31 protein-coding genes are annotated in these 20662 nt (G+C 56.9%); 30 read left to right on the top strand and 1 reads right to left on the bottom strand.

The genetic code is table 11. The features are described 5' to 3' along the window. Positions 1-7: 7 nt before the first annotated feature. From fusA to MWU38_RS01450, 29 genes are all read left to right on the top strand, one after another. Positions 8-2140 (top strand): elongation factor G, encoded by a 2133-nt coding sequence (gene fusA, locus MWU38_RS01590; RefSeq protein ID WP_247270084.1) that lies wholly within the window; start codon positions 8-10, stop codon positions 2138-2140. Positions 2141-2235: 95 nt separating this feature from the next. Further along, positions 2236-3411, top strand: coding sequence for an elongation factor Tu (gene tuf, locus MWU38_RS01585; RefSeq protein WP_247270083.1), 1176 nt, complete (start codon positions 2236-2238; stop codon positions 3409-3411). Positions 3412-3763: 352 nt separating this feature from the next. Continuing rightward, on the top strand, positions 3764-4075 hold the full coding sequence (gene rpsJ / locus MWU38_RS01580) for a 30S ribosomal protein S10 (RefSeq protein WP_006831877.1): 312 nt from the start codon (positions 3764-3766) through the stop codon (positions 4073-4075). Between the two features lie 252 nt (positions 4076-4327). Then, a complete protein-coding gene (rplC, locus tag MWU38_RS01575) occupies positions 4328-5098 on the top strand; it encodes a 50S ribosomal protein L3 (RefSeq protein ID WP_247271215.1) in 771 nt (256 codons plus the stop codon). Between the two features lie 3 nt (positions 5099-5101). Continuing rightward, positions 5102-5725, top strand: a complete 624-nt coding sequence (gene rplD, locus MWU38_RS01570) for a 50S ribosomal protein L4 (protein ID WP_247270082.1) — start codon at positions 5102-5104, stop codon at positions 5723-5725. Next, positions 5718-6029, top strand: coding sequence for a 50S ribosomal protein L23 (locus MWU38_RS01565; RefSeq protein WP_247270081.1), 312 nt, complete (start codon positions 5718-5720; stop codon positions 6027-6029). The genes rplD and MWU38_RS01565 overlap by 8 nt, the downstream gene beginning before the upstream one ends. Beyond that, the gene (rplB, locus tag MWU38_RS01560) at positions 6029-6865 is read left to right on the top strand and encodes a 50S ribosomal protein L2 (RefSeq protein WP_247270080.1); all 837 of its coding nucleotides are present in this window, start codon (positions 6029-6031) and stop codon (positions 6863-6865) included. The genes MWU38_RS01565 and rplB overlap by 1 nt, the downstream gene beginning before the upstream one ends. A 6-nt stretch (positions 6866-6871) precedes the next feature. Next, a complete protein-coding gene (gene rpsS / locus MWU38_RS01555; RefSeq protein ID WP_223071243.1) occupies positions 6872-7147 on the top strand; it encodes a 30S ribosomal protein S19 in 276 nt (91 codons plus the stop codon). After that, entirely contained in the window at positions 7147-7524 is a 378-nt protein-coding gene (rplV, locus tag MWU38_RS01550; protein ID WP_247270079.1) for a 50S ribosomal protein L22, read from the top strand. Before rpsS ends, rplV begins: the two co-directional genes overlap by 1 nt. A 3-nt stretch (positions 7525-7527) precedes the next feature. Continuing rightward, a complete protein-coding gene (rpsC, locus tag MWU38_RS01545; protein WP_247270078.1) occupies positions 7528-8223 on the top strand; it encodes a 30S ribosomal protein S3 in 696 nt (231 codons plus the stop codon). Between the two features lie 21 nt (positions 8224-8244). Next, positions 8245-8679 carry a 50S ribosomal protein L16 gene (rplP, locus tag MWU38_RS01540; RefSeq protein ID WP_247270077.1) on the top strand — a complete coding sequence of 145 codons (435 nt, stop codon included), beginning with the start codon at positions 8245-8247 and terminating at the stop codon, positions 8677-8679. A gap of 2 nt (positions 8680-8681) precedes the next feature. Continuing rightward, positions 8682-8885 carry a 50S ribosomal protein L29 gene (rpmC, locus tag MWU38_RS01535; RefSeq protein ID WP_247270076.1) on the top strand — a complete coding sequence of 68 codons (204 nt, stop codon included), beginning with the start codon at positions 8682-8684 and terminating at the stop codon, positions 8883-8885. A 12-nt stretch (positions 8886-8897) separates the two neighbouring features. Continuing rightward, positions 8898-9188, top strand: a complete 291-nt coding sequence (gene rpsQ, locus MWU38_RS01530) for a 30S ribosomal protein S17 (protein ID WP_247270075.1) — start codon at positions 8898-8900, stop codon at positions 9186-9188. A 100-nt stretch (positions 9189-9288) separates the two neighbouring features. Beyond that, the gene (gene rplN, locus MWU38_RS01525) at positions 9289-9657 is read left to right on the top strand and encodes a 50S ribosomal protein L14 (RefSeq protein WP_223071237.1); all 369 of its coding nucleotides are present in this window, start codon (positions 9289-9291) and stop codon (positions 9655-9657) included. 1 nt (position 9658) lies between these two features. Further along, the gene (gene rplX, locus MWU38_RS01520) at positions 9659-9979 is read left to right on the top strand and encodes a 50S ribosomal protein L24 (protein ID WP_247270074.1); all 321 of its coding nucleotides are present in this window, start codon (positions 9659-9661) and stop codon (positions 9977-9979) included. After that, positions 9972-10550, top strand: a complete 579-nt coding sequence (gene rplE / locus MWU38_RS01515; RefSeq protein WP_247270073.1) for a 50S ribosomal protein L5 — start codon at positions 9972-9974, stop codon at positions 10548-10550. Before rplX ends, rplE begins: the two co-directional genes overlap by 8 nt. Before the next feature lie 52 nt (positions 10551-10602). Continuing rightward, entirely contained in the window at positions 10603-10908 is a 306-nt protein-coding gene (gene rpsN / locus MWU38_RS01510; RefSeq protein ID WP_223071234.1) for a 30S ribosomal protein S14, read from the top strand. Positions 10909-10919: 11 nt separating this feature from the next. Beyond that, entirely contained in the window at positions 10920-11315 is a 396-nt protein-coding gene (gene rpsH / locus MWU38_RS01505; protein ID WP_247270072.1) for a 30S ribosomal protein S8, read from the top strand. Further along, positions 11315-11848 carry a 50S ribosomal protein L6 gene (gene rplF, locus MWU38_RS01500; protein ID WP_247270071.1) on the top strand — a complete coding sequence of 178 codons (534 nt, stop codon included), beginning with the start codon at positions 11315-11317 and terminating at the stop codon, positions 11846-11848. Before rpsH ends, rplF begins: the two co-directional genes overlap by 1 nt. A gap of 1 nt (position 11849) precedes the next feature. After that, positions 11850-12194 (top strand): 50S ribosomal protein L18, encoded by a 345-nt coding sequence (gene rplR / locus MWU38_RS01495; RefSeq protein WP_247270070.1) that lies wholly within the window; start codon positions 11850-11852, stop codon positions 12192-12194. A gap of 2 nt (positions 12195-12196) precedes the next feature. Further along, entirely contained in the window at positions 12197-13012 is an 816-nt protein-coding gene (gene rpsE / locus MWU38_RS01490) for a 30S ribosomal protein S5 (RefSeq protein ID WP_247270069.1), read from the top strand. 6 nt (positions 13013-13018) lie between these two features. Beyond that, the gene (rpmD, locus tag MWU38_RS01485) at positions 13019-13195 is read left to right on the top strand and encodes a 50S ribosomal protein L30 (protein WP_223071230.1); all 177 of its coding nucleotides are present in this window, start codon (positions 13019-13021) and stop codon (positions 13193-13195) included. A 127-nt stretch (positions 13196-13322) separates the two neighbouring features. Next, a complete protein-coding gene (locus MWU38_RS01480; protein WP_247270068.1) occupies positions 13323-13775 on the top strand; it encodes a hypothetical protein in 453 nt (150 codons plus the stop codon). Positions 13776-14034: 259 nt separating this feature from the next. Continuing rightward, positions 14035-14247 carry a cold-shock protein gene (locus tag MWU38_RS01475; protein WP_247270067.1) on the top strand — a complete coding sequence of 71 codons (213 nt, stop codon included), beginning with the start codon at positions 14035-14037 and terminating at the stop codon, positions 14245-14247. 91 nt (positions 14248-14338) lie between these two features. Continuing rightward, complete coding sequence (locus MWU38_RS01470) at positions 14339-14530, top strand: hypothetical protein (RefSeq protein ID WP_247270066.1); 192 nt, start codon at positions 14339-14341, stop codon at positions 14528-14530. Between the two features lie 157 nt (positions 14531-14687). Further along, positions 14688-15173, top strand: a complete 486-nt coding sequence (gene rplO, locus MWU38_RS01465) for a 50S ribosomal protein L15 (protein ID WP_247270065.1) — start codon at positions 14688-14690, stop codon at positions 15171-15173. 160 nt (positions 15174-15333) lie between these two features. Beyond that, positions 15334-16698, top strand: coding sequence for a preprotein translocase subunit SecY (gene secY / locus MWU38_RS01460; RefSeq protein ID WP_247270064.1), 1365 nt, complete (start codon positions 15334-15336; stop codon positions 16696-16698). 89 nt (positions 16699-16787) lie between these two features. After that, a complete protein-coding gene (locus tag MWU38_RS01455; RefSeq protein ID WP_247270063.1) occupies positions 16788-17435 on the top strand; it encodes an adenylate kinase in 648 nt (215 codons plus the stop codon). 167 nt (positions 17436-17602) lie between these two features. Next, on the top strand, positions 17603-18316 hold the full coding sequence (locus MWU38_RS01450) for an SRPBCC family protein (protein ID WP_247270062.1): 714 nt from the start codon (positions 17603-17605) through the stop codon (positions 18314-18316). Positions 18317-18337: 21 nt separating this feature from the next. On the opposite strand, the gene MWU38_RS01445 is transcribed toward MWU38_RS01450, so the two are convergent. After that, positions 18338-19792, bottom strand: a complete 1455-nt coding sequence (locus tag MWU38_RS01445) for an H-type lectin domain-containing protein (RefSeq protein WP_247270061.1) — start codon at positions 19790-19792, stop codon at positions 18338-18340. Between the two features lie 437 nt (positions 19793-20229). On the opposite strand from MWU38_RS01445, the gene rpsM reads away from it, so the two are divergent. Then, on the top strand, positions 20230-20598 hold the full coding sequence (rpsM, locus tag MWU38_RS01440; protein WP_247270060.1) for a 30S ribosomal protein S13: 369 nt from the start codon (positions 20230-20232) through the stop codon (positions 20596-20598). Positions 20599-20662 lie beyond the last annotated feature (64 nt).

The following is a 20662-nucleotide window of genomic DNA, read 5'->3' as shown; positions in this document are numbered from 1 at the left end:
ATTGCACATGGCCCGCGAATATCCGCTGGAGCGCTATCGCAATATCGGCATCATGGCGCACATCGATGCTGGTAAGACTACGACTACCGAGCGTATTCTGTATTACACCGGAAAGTCCTACAAAATCGGCGAGGTCCACGATGGTGGCGCGACGATGGACTGGATGGAGCAGGAACAAGAGCGCGGAATTACAATCACTTCCGCTGCGACGACCTGTTTCTGGAACCCTGAGGATCCTGAAATGGACCCAATGGGCGATCCGGCAGAGCTGCGTAAAAACACGCCAAAACACCGCATCAACATCATCGACACCCCAGGGCACGTCGACTTCACCATCGAGGTTGAGCGTTCGCTTCGTGTGCTCGACGGTGCTGTCGCATGTTTTGACGGCGTTGCCGGAGTTGAGCCTCAGTCTGAGACCGTTTGGCGCCAAGCTGACAAGTACTCCGTTCCTCGGATGTGCTTCATTAACAAATTGGACCGCACCGGCGCAGACTTCAAATACTGCGTTCAGTCGATCATCGATCGTCTTGGTGCCACGCCGGCTGTGCTTTATCTCCCTATCGGCATCGAGAGCTCGCTCAAGGGTCTTGTTGACCTTGTAAACCAGCGTTCGATCATCTGGAACAACGAGGACCTTGGTGCTTCCTATGAGTTCGGCCCGATCCCTGACGATATGGCTGACGAAGCGGCTGAGTACCGTGAGAAGCTGATTGAGCTTGCTGTTGAGCAGGACGATGATGCGATGGAAGCTTACCTCGAAGGTAACGAGCCATCAGCGCAGGAGCTCAAGCGTCTTATTCGCAAGGGTACGCTCGAACAGGCATTCGTGCCGGTCCTGTGTGGTTCTGCGTTCAAGAACAAAGGCGTTCAGCCTCTCCTCGATGCTGTGATCGACTACATGCCGTCACCGATCGACGTCCCTGCGATTAAAGGCGTTCTGCCTGACAGCGATGAAGAGGCCGCGCGTCCATCGTCGGATGACGAGCCGTTTGCAGCGCTTGCGTTCAAAATCATGAACGACCCGTTCGTAGGCTCGCTCACCTTTACGCGTATCTATTCTGGTCACCTCACCAAGGGTTCAGTTCTGAACTCGGTGAAGGCCAAGAAAGAGAAAATCGGCCGTATGCTGCTTATGCACTCCAATGACCGTGAAGACATTGATGAGGCGTTTGCTGGCGATATCGTCGCGATCGCTGGTCTTAAGGAAACCACCACTGGTGACACGCTTTGTGACGCTTCCAAGCCGATCATTCTCGAGCGTATGGAATTCCCGGACCCCGTGATTGAGCTCTCGGTGGAGCCTAAGACCAAAGCTGACCAAGAGAAGATGGGTGTCGCACTCAACCGCCTCGCGGCTGAAGACCCCAGCTTCCGCGTCACCACCGACCACGAAAGCGGTCAGACGATCATCAAGGGCATGGGCGAGCTTCATCTCGACATTCTCGTTGATCGTATGAAGCGCGAATTCAAGGTGGAAGCAAACGTTGGTGCGCCGCAGGTGGCATACCGCGAATCGCTGGGTCGTGCGATCGACGTCGACTACACCCACAAGAAGCAGTCGGGTGGTACGGGTCAGTTTGCCCGCGCCAAAGCGACCTTCACACCGGGTGAGCGTGGTCAGGGCATCGTCTTTGAAGACTCCATCAAAGGCGGTAACATTCCGAAGGAATACATCCCGAGCCTCGAAAAGGGTATCCGTGAGCAAGCCGACAGCGGCTATCTCATCGGCTTCCCGATCATCGACTTCACCATCCACCTCACAGACGGCGCCTATCACGACGTCGACTCGTCCACCGTGGCGTTTGAAATCTGTGGTAAGGGTGCGATGCGCGAAGCGGCTGAACGGGGCGGCATCAAGCTGCTTGAGCCTGTGATGAAGGTTGAAGTCGTGACCCCCGAGGACTACCTCGGCGACGTCATCGGCGACCTCAACTCACGTCGTGGTCAAATCCAGGGCACAGACAGCCGCGGCAACGCACAAGCTGTCGAAGCTTTCGTCCCACTGGCTAACATGTTCGGCTACGTGAACGAGCTGCGTTCCTTTACCCAAGGGCGCGCTCAGTACTCCATGCAGTTCAGTCACTACGACGAAGTGCCGCAAGCTGTGGCGCAAGAGGTCAAGGAGAAGCTTGCTTAAGCGAGCAACACATTCTATGGGCGGCGCCACGTTGATGCGGGCGCCGTTTTCTCCCCGCTAACAATGCACATTTGAATAAGAAGGTTATTAGAGAAATGGCGAAGGAAAAGTTTGAGCGTAATAAGCCGCACTGCAACATCGGCACCATCGGTCACGTTGACCACGGTAAGACGACGCTGACAGCGGCTATCACCAAAGTTATGGGTTCTGCTGTCGATTTCGCAAACATCGACAAAGCTCCTGAAGAGCGTGAGCGCGGCATCACCATCTCAACTGCACACGTTGAGTACGAAACTGATGCACGTCACTACGCACACGTCGACTGCCCAGGTCACGCTGACTATGTTAAGAACATGATCACCGGCGCGGCACAAATGGACGGCGCGATCCTCGTTGTGAACGCAGCTGACGGTCCAATGCCACAAACGCGTGAGCACATCCTGCTCGCACGTCAGGTTGGTGTGCCTGCTCTCGTTGTTTACATGAACAAGGTTGACCAGGTCGACGACGAAGAAATTCTCGAGCTGGTTGAACTCGAAGTTCGTGAACTCCTCAGCGAGTACGGCTTTGACGGCGACGATATTCCAATCGTCAAGGGTTCGGCTCTTGCTGCTCTCGAAGGTCGTGACGCAGAAATCGGCGAAAACTCCGTTAAGGCTCTGATGGAAGCTGTTGACAGCTACATCCCACAGCCTGAGCGTCCGGTTGACCAAGACTTCCTCATGCCAATCGAAGACGTGTTCTCGATCTCTGGCCGTGGTACGGTTGTTACCGGCCGCGTCGAAACCGGCGTTGTGAACGTTGGCGACGAAGTTGAAATCGTTGGGATCAAAGACACCGCGAAAACGACTGTTACCGGCGTTGAAATGTTCCGTAAGCTGCTTGACCGCGGTGAAGCTGGTGACAACATCGGTGCCCTGGTACGTGGCGTCGCTCGTGACGAAATCGAGCGTGGTCAGGTTCTTGCGAAGCCGGGTTCGGTTACTCCGCACACCGAGTTCTCTGCAGAAGTTTACGTCCTTTCGAAGGACGAGGGTGGCCGTCACACGCCATTCTTCGCGAACTACCGTCCGCAGTTCTACTTCCGTACGACCGACGTAACCGGCGAAGTGATCCTCCCAGAGGGCACCGAGATGGTTATGCCTGGTGACAACGTGACCATCAACGTCAAGCTGATCGCTCCGATCGCTATGGACGAAGGTCTGCGCTTCGCGATCCGTGAAGGCGGCCGTACCGTTGGTTCGGGCGTTGTGGCGAAAATCACCGCCTAATTCGGCTTAAGGCCTTTCGGGGTCTGAACGAGATAATGGGGCCCGGCTCACGAAAGTGCGCCGGGCTTCTTATTATGTAAGCCTTATTTCCCTTGGGAGTTTCCGATTGGAGGTGCGGCTTTTCGGCATTGCGACGATCTGAGGGAATTTCTGGGTTGCCAGAATCCAACAGCCTCGATATACGCGCGCCAACTCCAGCGGCGATTCCGTTGCCGTTGAAACGAAATTCATGGGGCCTCCCATTCCGGATCCGTCATTTTTGATGGGAAGGGGCAGGGCGGGCCTTTTACTTTTTGTAGGGCGAGGTTCCCCGAAACTTTGTTCTCTGGCTCTTTCGCATTGGTAGTAGGTAATGGAAGCACAGAATATCCGTATTCGCCTTAAGGCATTCGACCACCGCGTTCTCGATCAGGCAACTGGTGAGATTGCAGATACAGCACGTCGCACGGGTGCTCTTATTCGTGGCCCCATTCCTATGCCAACGCGCATTGAGAAATTTACCGTGAACCGCGGTCCGCACATCGACAAAAAGTCGCGTGAGCAGTTCGAAGTTCGCACTTACAAGCGTCTGCTCGACATCGTGCAGCCGAACGCCCAGACCGTCGATGCGCTGATGAAGCTCGACCTTGCTGCTGGCGTGAACGTCGAGATCAAACTCGCCTAAGCGCGTTTGCCTCCGCCCGTCGGCCGGGCGTTAAACTGACCGGGAATTTGGGCCTGCCATTGGCCCCGCCGAAGGAAACTTCGGCAAGACATATGGATACCGCCGGATCTTTCCGGGCTGAGTCCTCCGTCTCGCCAAACCACTCCAACCGGAGAGGGGCGGCATCAGCCCAGACGGGGCTCAGTTTCAAAATTTGGGTTGGCACGCACCTTTGGGATGGTCTCAAGGGTGCCTCTGTAAGGAGTATTGACGATGCGCACTGGCGTGATCGCGAAAAAGGTTGGGATGACCCGCCTCTTCCAGGAGGATGGACGGCACGTGCCTGTGACCGTTCTCTCGCTGGAAGATTGCCAGGTCGTTTCCCACCGCACACAGGACACGGACGGCTACTTCGCTGTTCAACTGGGTGCAGGCGAAGCAAAACAAAAGAACGTAAACAAACCGCAACGCGAGCACTTCGCGAAAGCGGGCGTGGGCCTCAAGGCTCGTATGGCTGAATTCCGCGTGGATGGCGAAGACGGCCTTGTGCCTGTCGGCTCGCTCATCAGTGCAGAGCACTTTGTGGATGGTCAGAAGGTTGACATCACCGGGCACACCCAAGGTAAGGGTTTTGCAGGTGCGATGAAGCGCTGGGGTTTCGGCGGTCTTCGCGCAACCCACGGTGTTTCGATCTCTCACCGTTCGCACGGTTCGACGGGTAACCGTCAGGATCCGGGCCGCGTGTTCAAGGGCAAGAAGATGGCTGGTCACATGGGTGACCGTCAGCGCACTCAGCAGAACCTCGAGATTGTTCGCACCGATGCGGATCGCGGTTTGCTCTTCGTTAAGGGCTCTGTCCCTGGTTCGAAGAATGGCTGGCTGCTCGTTCGCGACGCTGTGAAGCTCAAGCATTCCGATGATCTCCCGTTCCCGGGCGCTGTTGTTGAGGCCGCTGGTCCAGCAACGCAAGATGCCGCACCTGCACCAGAAGCTGAAGCGCCCGCCGCTGATGCTCCTGCAGCTGACGAAAATAAGGAGGGCTAAGCCATGAAGGTGAAGGTCCAGAAAATCGACGGGAAAGCCTCGGGCGATATCGAACTCAATGATGATGTGTTCGGTGTAGAGCCTCGCGCTGATATCCTGCACCGGGTTGTCACTTGGCAGCTCGAAAATCGCCGCGGGACGGCACGTCCAACGCGTGAGCGTTCGGATGTTGCTCGCACAGGCAAGAAGTACGGCAACCAAAAAGGTGGTGGTACCGCTCGTCACGGCGATCGCGGCGCTCCGATCTTTATCGGTGGTGGTAAGGCCCACGGTGCGCGCAAGCGTGACTTCAACCAGTCGCTGAACAAGAAAGTTCGCGCGATGGGTCTGAAGATGGCACTTTCGACCAAAGCCAAAGACGGTCTCGTGGTTGTCGACAGCCTCGCGCTGAAGGATGCCAAGACGCAGGCCCTCAAAGCTCACTTCGACAAGCACGGCTTTGCCGGCAAGGTCCTCGTGATCGACGGCGAGTCTGTGGACGCTGGCTTCAAGCAGGCAGCGAACAACCTGAAGGGCGTCAACGTCCTCCCGGCTGCTGGCGCGAACGTCTACGACATTCTCAACCACGACACGCTGGTCCTCACCAAGGACGCGGTCGAAAAGCTGGAGGCGCGCTTCAATGGCTAAGAAAGAAGCAGTCGACGCGCGGCACTATGACGTGATCCTCGCCCCTCACATCACCGAGAAATCGACCATGGCGTCGGAATCGAACGGTGTTGTGTTCAAGGTGGCGAATGATGCGACCAAGCCGCAGATCAAGGAAGCGGTGGAAGCGATCTATTCGACGAAAGTCGTCTCAGTGAACACCATCCTTGTTAAAGGCAAAACCAAGCGCTGGAGGGGCAAGCCCTACAAGCGTTCCGATTTCAAGAAAGCAGTGGTGCGTCTCGCCGAAGGCGAAATGATCGATATCACTGAGCAGGTCGGCTAATGGCACTTAAGAATTACAACCCGACAAGCCCGGCACGCCGTGGCCTTATTCTGGTCGACAAAACTGGCCTCCACAAAGGTGGCCCGGTCAAGTCGCTCAGCGAAGGTAAGCGCAAGACCGGTGGCCGCAACAACAAGGGCCATGTGACTTCGCGCGGTATCGCTGGTGGTCACAAGCAGAAGTATCGCATCATCGACTTCAAGCGTCGCAAGTGGGATATGGCCGCAACCGTGGAGCGTATTGAATACGATCCTAACCGCACCGCTTTCATCGCGCTTCTGAAGTACGAAGACGGCACGCTTGCCTACATTATCGCGCCTCAGCGTCTTGCTGTCGGTGACAGTGTGATCGCTGGCGAGAAGGTCGACACAAAGCCTGGCAACGCCATGCTTCTGGGTCAGATGCCGGTCGGCACGATCTGCCACAATGTCGAGATGAAGCCGGGCAAGGGCGGTCAGATCGCCCGTTCTGCTGGCGCTTATGTGCAGATTGTTGGCCGTGACCGCGGCATGGTGATCGTTCGCTTGAACTCGGGCGAACAACGTTACCTGCGCAGCGATTGCATGGGCACGGTTGGTGCGGTTTCTAACCCTGACAACCAGAACCAGAACTTCGGCAAAGCCGGTCGTACCCGTTGGAAGGGCCGTCGCCCTCTCACTCGTGGTGTTGCAAAGAACCCGGTTGATCACCCCCACGGTGGTGGTGAAGGCCGCACCTCTGGTGGTCGTCACCCAGTGACGCCATGGGGCAAGCCGACCAAGGGTGCTCGCACTCGTAAGAACAAGCAGACGGACAAGATGATCATCCGTTCGCGTCACGCTAAGAAGAAGAGGTAAGAGACGATGGCACGTTCCGTCTGGAAAGGTCCGTTTGTCGAGCTCAGCCTTCTCAAGAAGGCCGAAGAGGCACAGGATGCCGGCAATGCAAAGCCGATCAAAACCTGGTCACGCCGCTCGACTATTCTGCCGCAATTCGTTGGCCTGACGTTCAACGTTTACAACGGTCAGAAATTCATCCCCGTAGCTGTTTCGGAAGAAATGGTTGGCCACAAGCTTGGTGAGTTCGCTCCTACGCGCAACTTCCCCGGCCACGCGGCTGACAAGAAGGGCAAGCGATAATGGGTAAGGCAAAGTCTCCCCGCCGCGTTGCTGACAACGAGGCTCTGGCAGTGGGTGCGCAAATTCGCGGCTCCGCTCAGAAGCTGAACCTCGTTGCCGAGCTGATCCGCGGTAAGAAAGCTGAAGAAGCTCTCAACATCCTCGCGTTCTCCAAGAAGGCGATGGCAAAAGACGCCAGCAAGGTTCTCGCATCTGCGATTGCCAACGCGGAAAACAACCACGATCTCGACGTCGACGCGCTCGTCGTTGCTGAAGCATCGGTTGGCAAGTCGATCACGATGAAGCGCTTCCATACGCGCGGTCGTGGCAAGTCGACGCGCATCCTGAAGCCATTCAGCAAGCTGCGCATTGTTGTTCGTGAAGCAGAAGAGGCATAAACCATGGGTCAGAAGAGTAATCCGATCGGTCTGCGTCTTCAGATCAACCGCACTTGGGATAGCCGCTGGTACGCTGAAGGGCGTGACTATGCGGGTCTTCTCAAAGAGGACATCCAGATCCGCAAATACATCCTTGAGAACCTGCCACAGGCTGCGATCTCCAAGGTTGTTATCGAGCGTCCGGCGAAACTTTGCCGTGTATCGATCTATGCGGCTCGTCCAGGTGTCATCATCGGCAAGAAGGGTGCAGACATCGAAAAGCTGCGCACCAAGCTGTCGAGCATGACCAAGAGCGAAGTAAAGCTGAACATTGTCGAGATCCGCAAGCCGGAAATCGACGCCAAGCTCGTAGCTCAAGGCATCGCCGACCAGCTTATTCGCCGTGTGGCATTCCGCCGTGCGATGAAACGCGCTATGCAATCTGCTATGCGTCTGGGTGCTGAAGGCATCAAGATCGTATGTGGCGGCCGTCTTGGCGGTGCCGAGATCGCCCGTGTCGAGCAATATCGCGAAGGCCGGGTTCCACTTCACACGCTGCGCGCGAACATCGATTACGCTGAAACCGAAGCGCTCACCGCTTACGGCATCATCGGCATCAAGGTTTGGGTCTTCAAGGGTGAAATCCTTGGTCATGATCCAACCGCGCAGGATCGTCTCATGATGGAAGCTCAGACTTCCGGCGTGCGTCCTGCTCGCTGATTGCAGATAAGGTAAGAGAAAATGCTGCAACCAAAGAAAACCAAATACCGCAAGGCGTTCAAGGGTAAGATCCATGGCAACGCCAAGGGCGGCACCACGCTGAACTTCGGTTCTTACGGCCTCAAGGCCCTGGAACCAGAGCGTATCACCGCGCGTCAGATCGAGGCGGCTCGCCGTGCGATCACCCGTGCGATGAAGCGTCAGGGTCGGCTCTGGATCCGCGTATTCCCAGACGTGCCGGTTTCTAAGAAACCTGCTGAAGTCCGTCAGGGTAAGGGTAAAGGCTCGGTTGAATACTGGGCAGCCCGCGTGAAGCCAGGCCGCATCATGTTTGAACTTGATGGCGTCCCGGGCCCCGTTGCTGCGCTCGCATTTGAGCGTGCCGCAATGAAGCTGCCGATCAAAACCAAGGTTGTTGCCCGTTTTGGCGACACCTCACACTTGGGAGGTGAATAACCATGGCTTCTACTGAAGATCTGCGCGCAAAGACTGACGATCAGCTTTCTGCTGACCTGACCGAGCTTAAGCGCGAGCAGTATAACCTGCGTTTCCAGGCTGCGACCAACCAGCTTGAGAAGCCGTCACGCATCAAAGAAGTGCGCCGCACGATCGCTCAGATCAAAACGCTCCAGAACGAGCGTGCCGCGGCCACGAAGGTGTAAAGGAGCAAGACAATGCCAAAGCGTATTCTTACCGGTACTGTCAGCTCTGACAAAACCGATAAAACCGTGACCGTTCTGGTCGAGCGTAAGGTGAAACACCCTCTTTATGGGAAAATCATCCGCCGCTCGAAGAAGTATCACGCGCATGACGAAACCAATGAGTACACCATTGGTGATGTTGTTCGCATCGAAGAGACAAAGCCGATCTCCAAAACCAAGACATGGATTGTGAAAGACCGTGTTGTGGCTGGCGGTGTTCAGGCGGTCGAAGCTGATCTCGATGTCGAGGCAGCTGGTAACTAATTGACGCGCCTTTCTTTCGGGAAAGGCATTTTGACGATGGAACTGCTGAGCCCCGGTCACTGTCGGGTGTCCCAGTAAGCCAAGAGAAGGAACCGGATCCATGATCCAGATGCAATCCAATCTCGACGTCGCGGACAACAGCGGCGCCAAGCGCGTCCAGTGCATTAAAGTGCTGGGCGGGTCTAAGCGCCGTTTTGCCTCCGTTGGCGACGTGATCGTGGTCTCTGTGAAAGAGGCTCAGCCACGCGCAAAGGTGAAAAAAGGCGACGTACACCGCGCCGTCATCGTGCGCACGAAGAAGGACGTTCGTCGCAAGGACGGAAGCGTAATTCGCTTTGACAGCAACTCTGCTGTGCTTGTGAACAAGTCGAACGAACCTATCGGCACTCGTATCTTTGGCCCAGTTGTTCGCGAGCTTCGCGGCGCGGGCTTTATGAAAATTATCTCGCTTGCTCCGGAGGTGCTCTAAGATGGGTGCTGCTAAGATCAAGAAGGGCGACGAAGTCGTCGTACTGTCGGGCAAGGACAAGGGCCGCAAGGGCACTGTCCAGCAAGTCATGCCGAAGGATGGCAAGGTCATCGTTGAAGGCGTGAACGTTGCGACCCGTCACCGCAAGCCGAGCCAGATCAACCCGCAAGGTGGCATCGAGCGTTTCCCCGCTCCGATGGACATTTCGAAGGTTGCTGTGGCTGATCCGAAGGATGGCAAGCCCACCCGCGTCCGCTTCGAAGAGAAGGACGGCAAGAAGGTGCGTGTTGCTGTAAAGAGTGGGGAGGCTATCGATGGCTGATTACACTCCGCGTTTGAAGTCCAAGTATGAGGACGAGATCGTCAAGGCGATGACCGAGAAGTTTGGTTACACCAACCGTCTTCAGGTCCCGCAAATCGAGAAAATCACGCTCAACATGGGCGTGGGCGAAGCAAGCCAGGATAAGAAAAAGATCCAGACGGCTGCTGAAGAGATGGCTCTGATTGCCGGTCAAAAGCCGGTCATCACCAAGGCGAAGAAATCGATCGCTCAGTTCAAGCTGCGCGATGGCATGCCAATCGGTTGTAAGGTAAACCTTCGCCGTGCACGCATGTACGAATTTCTCGACCGTCTCGTGACCATCGCGATGCCTCGTATTCGAGATTTTCGTGGTCTCAACCCCAACTCGTTCGACGGCCGTGGCAACTACGCCATGGGCATCAAAGAGCAGATCATCTTCCCAGAGATCAGCTACGACAAGATCGACAAGGTCCGGGGTATGGACATTATCGTGACCACCACCGCCAAGACCGACGAAGAAGCTCGCGAGCTCCTGCGTTTGTTCGGCTTCCCCTTCGAGGGTGAGGCAGGCGATCAGAAAGAGGCGGCCTAACAGGCCCGCCTCTTCCATGACAGCAATTCAATAGGAAGAGAGCTTAAGTCCAATGGCGAAACTGAGTTCGATCAATAAGAACGAGAAGCGTAAGGCTCTCGTGAAGAAGTACGCAGCGAAGTATGAAAAGCTGAAGGCAATCGCGAATGACGAGAGCCTTGACGAGAGCGAGCGCCTGATGGCCCGCCTCAAGATGGCTGAGCTTCCTCGCAATGCGAACCCAACCCGCGTGCGCAATCGCTGCGCCACCACCGGCCGCCCACGCGGCTATTATCGCAAGTTCGGCATCAACCGTATCGAGCTGCGCAATCTCGGCAACCGGGGCATGATCCCTGGTCTGACCAAGTCGAGCTGGTGAGGAGCTAACAGATGGCTATGACCGATCCACTGGGTGATATGCTCACCCGCATCCGCAACGGCCAGCGTGCGAAGATGGACAGCGTTGTCTCTCCAGCTTCCAAGCTGCGTGCAAACGTTCTCGAAGTTCTCACTCGCGAAGGCTACATCCGTGGCTATTCCGACGATGCTTCGGGCAAGCACCCGCAGCTTCGCATCGAGCTGAAGTATTTCGAAGGCGAGCCTGCGATCAAGCATGTCGCTCGCGTATCCAAGCCAGGTCGCCGCGTCTATTCGGGTTCTCAGGAACTTCCGACTGTGCGCAACGGCCTTGGCATCACCATCGTCTCGACCCCGCGCGGCGTCCTTTCGGACAACGAAGCACGCGAAAACAAGGTCGGCGGCGAAGTGCTTGCGGAGGTCTTCTGATGAGCCGCATTGGTAAAAGGGCAGTGGCTATCCCTTCAGGGGTAACTGCCACGATCGATAACGGCACTCTCACCGTAAAGGGTCCCAAGGGCACTCTTTCGATGGGTCTGTCCGACCTTATCAGCTACAAGGTTGAAGGCGACGAGATCGCTGTAAACCCGGCGAACGACAGCAAGCAGGCACGCTCTTTCTGGGGCATGCAGCGCACGCTGGTCTCGAACCTGGTAGAAGGCGTCACCGAAGGTTTCTCCAAGACCTTGGAAATCTCCGGTGTTGGTTACCGTGCAAAGGCTCAGGGCAAGACCCTGAAGCTTGAGCTTGGTTTCAGCCACGACGTCGATCTCGTAGTGCCTGAGGGCCTCACCGTTAACACGCCCGATCAGACCACTGTTGAGGTTTCCGGCATCGACAAGCAGGCCGTTGGCCAGTTTGCCGCCGAAATCCGCAAGTGGCGCAAGCCTGAACCTTACAAGGGTAAAGGTATCAAGTATCGCGGCGAGTATATCTTCCGCAAGGAAGGGAAGAAGAAGTAAGATGGCAAAACTATCTCTCTTTGAACGTCGCCGTCGCCGTGTGCGCACCGCTTTGAAAGCGCGCGCCGGGGGCAAACCACGCCTCAGCGTTCATCGCACGGGCCGCCACATCTACGCACAAGTCATCGACGATGCCGCGGGTAAGACCGTTGCAGCTGCCTCGACGCTCGGTGCGAAGGCTTCTGGCGCCAATGTCGATGCCGCTACCCAAGTGGGTAAGGACATCGCAGCGGCCGCTAAGAAAGCTGGCGTGACCACTGTCGTGTTTGATCGCGGCGGGTTCCTGTTCCATGGCCGCGTTAAGGCGCTGGCCGATGCCGCTCGTGAAGGCGGGCTGGAGTTCTAAAGATGGCTGACGATAAGAAACCAGAAGAAGCAGCGACCGAAACAGCTGCAACCGAAACGCCAGCTGTAGCTGAAACGCCTTCACAGGCGGCTGAAGACCAGTCGGCGGCGCAAGAGCCTTCCGCTCAGCCAACCGAAGAGCCCAAGACCGAAGCGCCTGCTGAAGAGCAGCGTGGTCGTGGGAATGATCGGGGTGGTCGTGGTCGCGGTGGTAACAACCGTGACGGCGGTGGCCGTGGTCGCGGCCGTGGCCGTGGCCGTGACAACAAGCGCGAAGAAGAAGATGATGGCATCATCGAGAAGCTCGTCCACATCAACCGTGTCTCGAAGACGGTTAAAGGTGGTAAGCGCTTTGGCTTTGCAGCTCTCGTCGTGGTTGGCGATGGTCAGGGCCGCGTTGGCTTTGGTCATGGCAAAGCGCGCGAGGTTCCAGAGGCGATCACGAAGGCAACTGCCGCTGCTCGCAAGAAGATGATCCGCGTTCCTTTGAAAGAAGGCCGCACGCTGCACCATGACGGCAATGGTCGTTTCGGCGCTGGCAAGGTCACCGTTCGTACAGCGCCTCCGGGTACCGGTATCATCGCTGGTGGTCCGATGCGTGCTGTGTTTGAGAGCCTGGGCGTTGCTGACGTTGTCACCAAGTCTGTGGGCACTTCGAACCCTTACAACATGATCCGCGCAACTTTTGCAGCGCTCAGCGACCAGACTTCGCCGAAGTCAGTGGCTCAGCGTCGCGGTAAGAAAGTTGCCGACCTTCTGGGTCGTGGCGGTGCCAGCGAAGCTGAAGCGGCAGTCGATGCCGCTGCAATTGCGGAGTAACCGACAATGGCTACCATCAAAATTAAACAGATCGGTTCGCCGATCCGTCGCCCAGAGAGCCAACGCAAGATCCTGATCGGTCTTGGCCTCAACAAGATGCACAAAGTCGTCGAGCGTCAGGACACCCCTGAAGTGCGCGGCGCGATCGCTAAGATCCCGCATCTGGTGACCGTAGTCGACTAAGTTCCAGTCGGCACTGACATTCAAGACGGGCCCGTCATGCGATTGCCTCATGGCGGGCCCGCTTGCGTTCGGGGGGGAGGGTGGTAGTCTCAACCCGCGTCATTGCGACGCTTGGGGACTGAAAAACTTGAAGCATTTTAGTGTCTTAGGGGCGTTTGCCCTTGTGGCGGCGGGTGTCGGCCTATCGGGCTGCGCGACCACTACGGCGCCGGGGACTTCCGCCGGGATCGTGAAGGACCTGGCCCGCGAGGCAAGAGCAATCGCGCGGGGGCGCGGCTACGCAAGCTCACAAGCCTTTAGCGGCGGCTCGCTCGAGGAGCGCGAGGAAGGTACACTGCGATACACGCTTAAAGCCGGCGAACGCTACATCGCAATCGGCCTGTGCGATGAGCCATGCAAAGACATCGACCTCATCGTTCAAAACGAGAACGGCCTCGAAATGGCCCGCGACACTCAGGAAGACGCCATTCCGATTGTTGAGCTTGCGCCGGAGAGAAATGGGGTAGCGCTCTTTCGGGTAAAGATGATCCGCTGCGATCGGGCGCCGTGCGCCTATGGGGCCGGGGTGTATCGCGAATAAGCGGCCCTGCGGATCGCCGTATCGTGGGCGTGGGCCCCGCCAGAACCATTATTCATTAGGCGTATTGGCTGCGACCTGCTAGTACGCTTTTGCTGACGTCGAAATTTGCGACGGACTTCGATTTTTAGACGACCGCCGCTTGCCATTATTGGCCCCGGCGTAAACCTGACTACGACTTCCTTTCAATTCACGATTTGATGCACGACCGCAGGGCATGTCGCCTTGCGGCAAACCTTATGCGTTCTTGAAAGGAACCATTATGAGCATGACCGGAACAGTTAAATTCTTCAACACCGACAAAGGCTATGGCTTCATCCAGCCTGACGATGGCTCGAACGACAGCTTCGTCCACATTAGCGCCGTGCAAGCCGCAGGCATGCAAACGCTCGATAAAGAGCAACGCCTCAACTACGAAGTTGAAACCGGCCGCAACGGCAAGGAAAGCGCTGTAAACCTTTCGGCTGCTGACTAATCGACCAATTCGCTCCTCCCGTCCTCTGTCAACAAAGAGGGCGGGAGTTGCACCTTCAGGTCTTATTCCAACCAACAGTAAAGGGCGCAGCATGGCCGCGACATTCGAGTTCTACGATGCGAGGGCAACTGAAGCTGCGCAGGCGGCGCAAGAGGCGACCCTCGACAATGTACGAGAGCGAAATCTGCGTGCCGAACGCACGTGGCGTGATCTCGCCGATCGGTCTCGCAAGGCAGCGCTCGTTCGCGAAAAACAAAACAACGCGCGCACGGCTGACAATTAGGTCAATCGGTCTCGTTGGTTGTCTGACCGCGAGATATGCTGCTGTGCAGCGCCATTTCCCCTTGCACCCCTACGCACTCTGAGCTAGTGGCCCGCCTTCCAAATAGCGCGTTGCCCCATGGTGGGGCCGTATCTAGAAAGCGAAAGCGAGTGCAACGATGAAACTCAACGACATCCGTGACAATGATGGTGCCCGCAAGGGTCGTATGCGTGTGGGCCGTGGTATCGGCTCTGGCAAAGGCAAAACTGCTGCACGCGGTCAAAAAGGTCAAAAATCCCGTTCCGGTGTAGCGGTCAACGGCTTTGCCGGTGGCCAAATGCCGCTTCACATGCGTCTGCCAAAGCGCGGGTTCAACAACCCGTTTGGCAAGGACTTTGCTGAAGTGAACATCGGCATGGTGCAAAAATGGGTCGATGCAAAGAAGATCGACGCCAAAAAGGACATCACCGAAGAAGTTCTTCGCGAAACCGGGCTCGCCCGTGGCGGCAAAGACGGTGTTCGTCTTCTTGGTAAAGGCGAAATCAAAGCGAAAGCGAAATTCGTCGTCACTGGCGCCACGAAGGGCGCGATTGCTGCGGTTGAAAAAGCCGGTGGCAGCGTCGAAGTGACCGCTCCTGCTAAAGAAAAAGCAGACGCCGAATAATCATCTTTCAACATCCCGGTGCGGCCTTTGATCGCGCCGGGATGATGAAAAGTGGCACGCAGGGTTCGACAAGTGACCTTGCGCTTCCTATTTAAGCCGACACATATCTGGCTTCACCTCGGGAAGACACCGAGGGACATCCATAGGATCGACACCCAAAATGGCTTCACGCGCCGATAATATCGCGAGCAATCTGAACTTGGGCAATTTCGCTCAGGCGACCGAACTGCGCCAACGCATCTGGTTCACCATTGGTGCGCTGATCGTTTTCCGCTTCTTGAGCTTTGTGCCGCTGCCCGGGATCAACCCGCTTGCGCTCGATGTTCTGGCTGAATCGCAGCAAGGCGGCATCCTTGGCATGTTCAACATGTTCACCGGCGGCGCGCTGGCGAATATGAGCCTGATCGCCTTGGGTGTGATGCCATATATTACGGCATCGATCGTTGTTCAGATGGCCTCGGCGCTTCACCCGACCCTGTCCGCTCTCAAGAAAGAGGGCGCTACAGGGCGTCAGAAGCTGAACCAATACACACGCTACGGCACGGTTTTCCTGTGCGCGATCCAAGGGTATTTTCTCGCCACGGGCCTTGAGACGCTTGCAAGCGCGCAAGGGCTCGAGGCAGTTGTGAACCCGGGCTATATGTTCCGCATCGGCGCCGTAATCAGCCTTGTCGGCGGAACCATGTTCCTTCTTTGGCTGGGTGAGCAAATCACCGCGCGCGGCATTGGTAACGGCGTCAGCCTGATCATCATGGCAGGCATCGTGGCGCAATTCCCGGTCTTTGCCATGAACATGTTCGAAGGCGGGCGCACCGGTTCGATCGCTCCTGGCATTATCATCACCTTCCTCGTGATGGTCGTCGTTCTCATCCTGATGATCAGCTTTGTCGAGCGCGCGCAGCGCCGCCTCTTGATCCAGTATCCCAAGCGCGCAACGCAGCGCGGCATGATGCAAGCCGACCGCTCGCACCTTCCGCTGAAGCTTAACACCGCCGGCGTTATCCCGCCGATCTTTGCAAGCTCGCTTTTGCTGCTGCCTCTGACGATCAGCTCGTTTGCCGGCCAGTCGATTGACACAAGCTCAACCTCGGGAAGCTTGATCCAGTCGCTGAACCAATATCTCCAGCACGGCGAGCCGATTTACATGACGCTCTATGCGCTCGGCATCATCTTTTTCTGCTTCTTCTACACCGCGGTCGTCTTCGATCCGGAAGAGCACGCGGAAAATCTCAAGAAAAATGGCGGGTTCATTCCCGGCATTCGTCCGGGCAAACGCACGGCGGAATATCTTGAGTATGTGCTCACCCGCATCACCGTTGTGGGCGCGATCTACCTCACCGTGGTCTGCGTGGTGCCAGAATATATGATCGCGCAAACAGGCATTCCGCTTTTCCTTGGCGGCACCAGTCTTCTGATTGTGGTGAACGTGACCGTGGATACGATCAGCCAGGTGCAGTCACATCTGCTTGCGCACCAATATGGCGATCTTATCAAGAAGGCTAAGTTGAAAGGCCGGATGCGTTAAGGCATCGTTGGAGCGACATTAGATCTAGCCGCGTTCATTGGGCCAGTGACCCATTCGAAACGGCGCGGATAATAAGGGGCGTTTTTTCCGTGAACATCATTCTTCTTGGTCCTCCCGGTGCTGGTAAGGGCACGCAAAGTGCAGGGCTCGTCGAGCGCCACGGCATGAAGCAGCTCTCGACCGGCGACATGCTGCGCGCAGCGGTCAAGGCAGGGACCCCTGTTGGTCTCGAAGCCAAAGCCGTGATGGACCGTGGCGAACTGGTTTCCGACGAAATCGTCTCGAACCTCATTGACGAAAACCTCGCTGCGATGCCCGCCGACCAAGGCGCGATCTTCGACGGTTATCCGCGCACCGCGGCCCAAGGCGAGCAATTGGACACTTTGCTGGCGAAGCATGACCGTTCGCTCGACCACGTGATTGAACTGGCCGTTGATGTCGATGCTCTGGTCGAGCGCATCACGGGCCGCTTTTCCTGCGCCAATTGCGGTGCGCTCTATCACGACACCGCCCACCCGCCTGCGAAAGAAGGCGTGTGCGACAATTGTGGTTCAACCGAATTCAAGCGCCGTCCCGACGACAATGAAGCAACTGTACGCACCCGCATGGAAGAGTATCGCGAGAAAACTGCGCCGATCCTTCCGGGCTATGAAGCGCGCGGCATTGTGCAGCGGGTCGATGGCATGGGCGAAATCGACGAGGTCGCGGCTGCGATCGACGCGATCCTCAGTAGCTAAAAGGGCGGCCTAAACCACCGCTTTTATGCTTGCGGGCTTTTCAGCCTATGCTCAATCTCCTAATCCGGGACGTCTTGACCCTGAGGAGATGAATTTTGCGCCTGAGCACTACCAGTTTGTTTGCAAGTTTGAGCCTTGCAGCCTTTGCGGCCGGCGCATCGCCTGCAATGGCCGAGGTTGCTGAGGCGCATGACGATCATTTCATTACCAAGGCAGAAGCAGTCGTGGATGCCGACCGCAAGGCGACATGGCTTGCATTGATTAGCCCTGCGCGGTGGTGGTCGGGCGAACACACATGGTCTGCCGATGCAGCCAACCTACGACTGACCCCGCAGGCTGGCGGCTGCTTTTGCGAGACCATTCCGGAAACCGAGACCGCTGACGGGGGCTTCACCCTTGAAGGCAGCGTTGAGCACATGCGCGTGATCCAGGCCTATCCCGAAGTGGCATTGCGGATGACCGGTGCGTTGGGCCCCCTGCAGAGCGAGCCGGTGACCGGCATCCTCACCGTTGCGATCAGCGAAGCGGAAGAAGGGCCAGAGGGCGAACCGCGGACCCGCATTGTCTGGGAATACAATGTCGGCGGTAAAATGCGCTACCCCGTACCGGTGATCAGCCAGGCTGTAGACGGTGTCATGACATTGCAGCTTGTAGGCCTTGCGGAGCATCTGGGCGCGGTTGAACTGCCAGAACGCGGGGCGACGCCCGAAGATGCTGATCCCGAAGAAGTATCAGAGGGCGAGGGCGAGGGTGCAGAAATGGCCGACGAGCCGCTCGAGGGCGCTTCTGACACCGAGCTTGAGGCGGACATAGATAGCGGGACGAGCGCGGAGCCAAGTGTCGATGAAGCGTTTGGAGATCTGAGCGGCGACGCAGGATAGGAACGCGTCAAGGGCATGTCTTTATCGGATACGTGCGCTCAGTCTCAGCTCGAAGTTTGGCGGCCCACTTCCCAACTGCGCGCTCATGATGCCGGTCGGCTGAATACGGATAAAGCGAACGTTCGGGTCGGTGCCATCGCCGCTATCGCTCGGCACGTATGTGAAATCGTTCCCATCGGTTGAGAAGGAATAGCAGTCGCTGGTCGATGCAAATCCTGCAAAGGGGCACGAAACATTGGTGGCGGGCGATCCGTCGGTGAATTCGATCGGGCCAGAGCCGGCAGTCCCGAAATCAGCCAGAATCAAAGCCAGCCTCTCAGGCAATGCCTCAGTCACGAACACGCTGCCTTCTGCGGGCGGGGCATTGCCAGCATTGAAAACGGTGATGAGATAGGAAACACTTGCTCCGGGAACGTTGAAGTCGGTCCCGTTTGCGTTGACCGCACCGGTGTTGACCTTCGTCACGCCCAGATCTGCGCGCAGGTTTGCGTGAAAGCTTTGGGAAAAAGCGATGATGCTCGCACTTTCTGCATCGCCTGCGGCGACTCCGCGTTCGTTATCCTGATCGCGGTCTTCATCAACGCGAAGGGTGATGTTTGCCGAGTTGATGGCGCAATAACGCAGCCACCCGCCATCGCCATTGTTGCGTGTTGTTTTCTTGGCAATCACAATCGGGTTTGCGCTGCCGGACACGCCATGGCTTACGCCAGAACAGCCATTGTCCCACCCGCGAATGGTCGCAGGGCTGATGCGCGTGCTCCAATTGATGGTCGTTCCTGCTGTGTCGGGAAAACTTGCATTTTGCCCGCTTTGGATGGCGATCCATCCGATCCGCTCGGTCGTGGGGAAGGGGCCGCTATTGGCCTGGCTGCGCTCGATCGCGAGTTGAAAGCCGGTAGACGACGCGCTTTGCGCGATAGAGGTGATGTGCGGGCGCGAGCTGTCATTGGCGACATTGCGGGTCTCGCTGTTGGCGGTTTGCAGCTGGTGGAGGATGATCGGCGCGCCGTTCATTGGCCCTGCAAAATTGACGGTGCGCCAACTGGCAACGCCGCCTGAAAAACCTGTTCCAAACTGCACGTTGTTAAGCTCGACAAAACCCGCTTCGATAATGGTGCCGTCTGAAAGCAGATGCCGTCCGGGCTCCACCGCGATATACTGCACGGGCTGAGCCACGTGTCGGCCGTCCCAGTTGTCAGGTTCGAGGATCAATTCATCGAACCCGGTCGTCGTCACATTGGTGATGCGGATCGAGGCCGAATTGTTCCCCGAAGAATCCGAGATCGCCACGACAACGGGCGGTACGTCAAACTGCTCTTGAAACGGCACGAAATCCGGCGTTCGATTTGAGCCAAGCGTGTCATGCGCGGTAAAAGTGCCAGCCTCGAGCCGGCCAGCTTGGGCAGGCGCAGGCAGAAGCGAACACAGAAAGATGAACGCTCCTGCCAATGAGGCGCCAAAAGTAAGGGTTCGCATTGTCGAAATCGCGCTGCCATTCCTCATAACAATGCGATTGCTTAGCGGATAAACCTTAATCCAGGTAAAGTTACACAGTAAAAGGTTGTAATTCGGCCTAAGGCCTTCATTTACTGCACGGCGAACGCAATAACTGCTAATCGCGCATTGCCCTTCAAGAATTCACTGTGACATTTCTGAGTGCCTTAGTGAGGCTCGAGTAGGTGGTCGCGGATCGACTGCGTTTCTGGCTCGCTGTTTTTGGCTGTTGACGCGCTCAATGATTCCCCCTATCCGCGCGTTTCACTCGACAGAGTCGTAGTCAGTCCGGTCAGGAGCCCACTTCCTATGTGGCGTTCTATCCGGGCTTTTGCCGTTTAACGGCACGGTATGACCCGGTCGCAGTGAATTCGCGTAGAGATAGGGGTTTTCTACCCCTGTGGAGCATGGAGATTTAAGTGGCTCGTATTGCCGGGGTAAACATCCCCACAAACAAGCGTGTAATCATCGCGCTGACATATATTCACGGGATTGGCCGCACAACGGCTGTCCAAATTGCTGACAAGCTGGGCATTGCGCATTCTGCACGCGTGCAAGATCTTACCGATGAGGAAGTTCTGCGCATTCGTGAAACGATTGATGCTGATCACACCGTAGAAGGCGACCTTCGCCGCAACACGGCGATGAACATCAAGCGTCTGATGGACCTGCGTTCTTATCGTGGCCTTCGCCACCGTAACCAGCTCCCCGTTCGCGGACAGCGCACTCACACCAATGCCCGCACCCGCAAGGGTAAGGCCAAGCCGATTGCAGGCAAGAAGAAGTAATTGGGCTCGGGGCTTCTGGCCTCTCGCTCAAACACTCTTCTGACGAGTTAAAGGAATATATGAA

This window comes from Qipengyuania sp. S6317L1, from assembly GCF_023015615.1.
Taxonomy (GTDB): Bacteria; Pseudomonadota; Alphaproteobacteria; order Sphingomonadales; family Sphingomonadaceae; genus Erythrobacter.
This window is presented reverse-complemented; position numbering and strand designations above follow the sequence as displayed.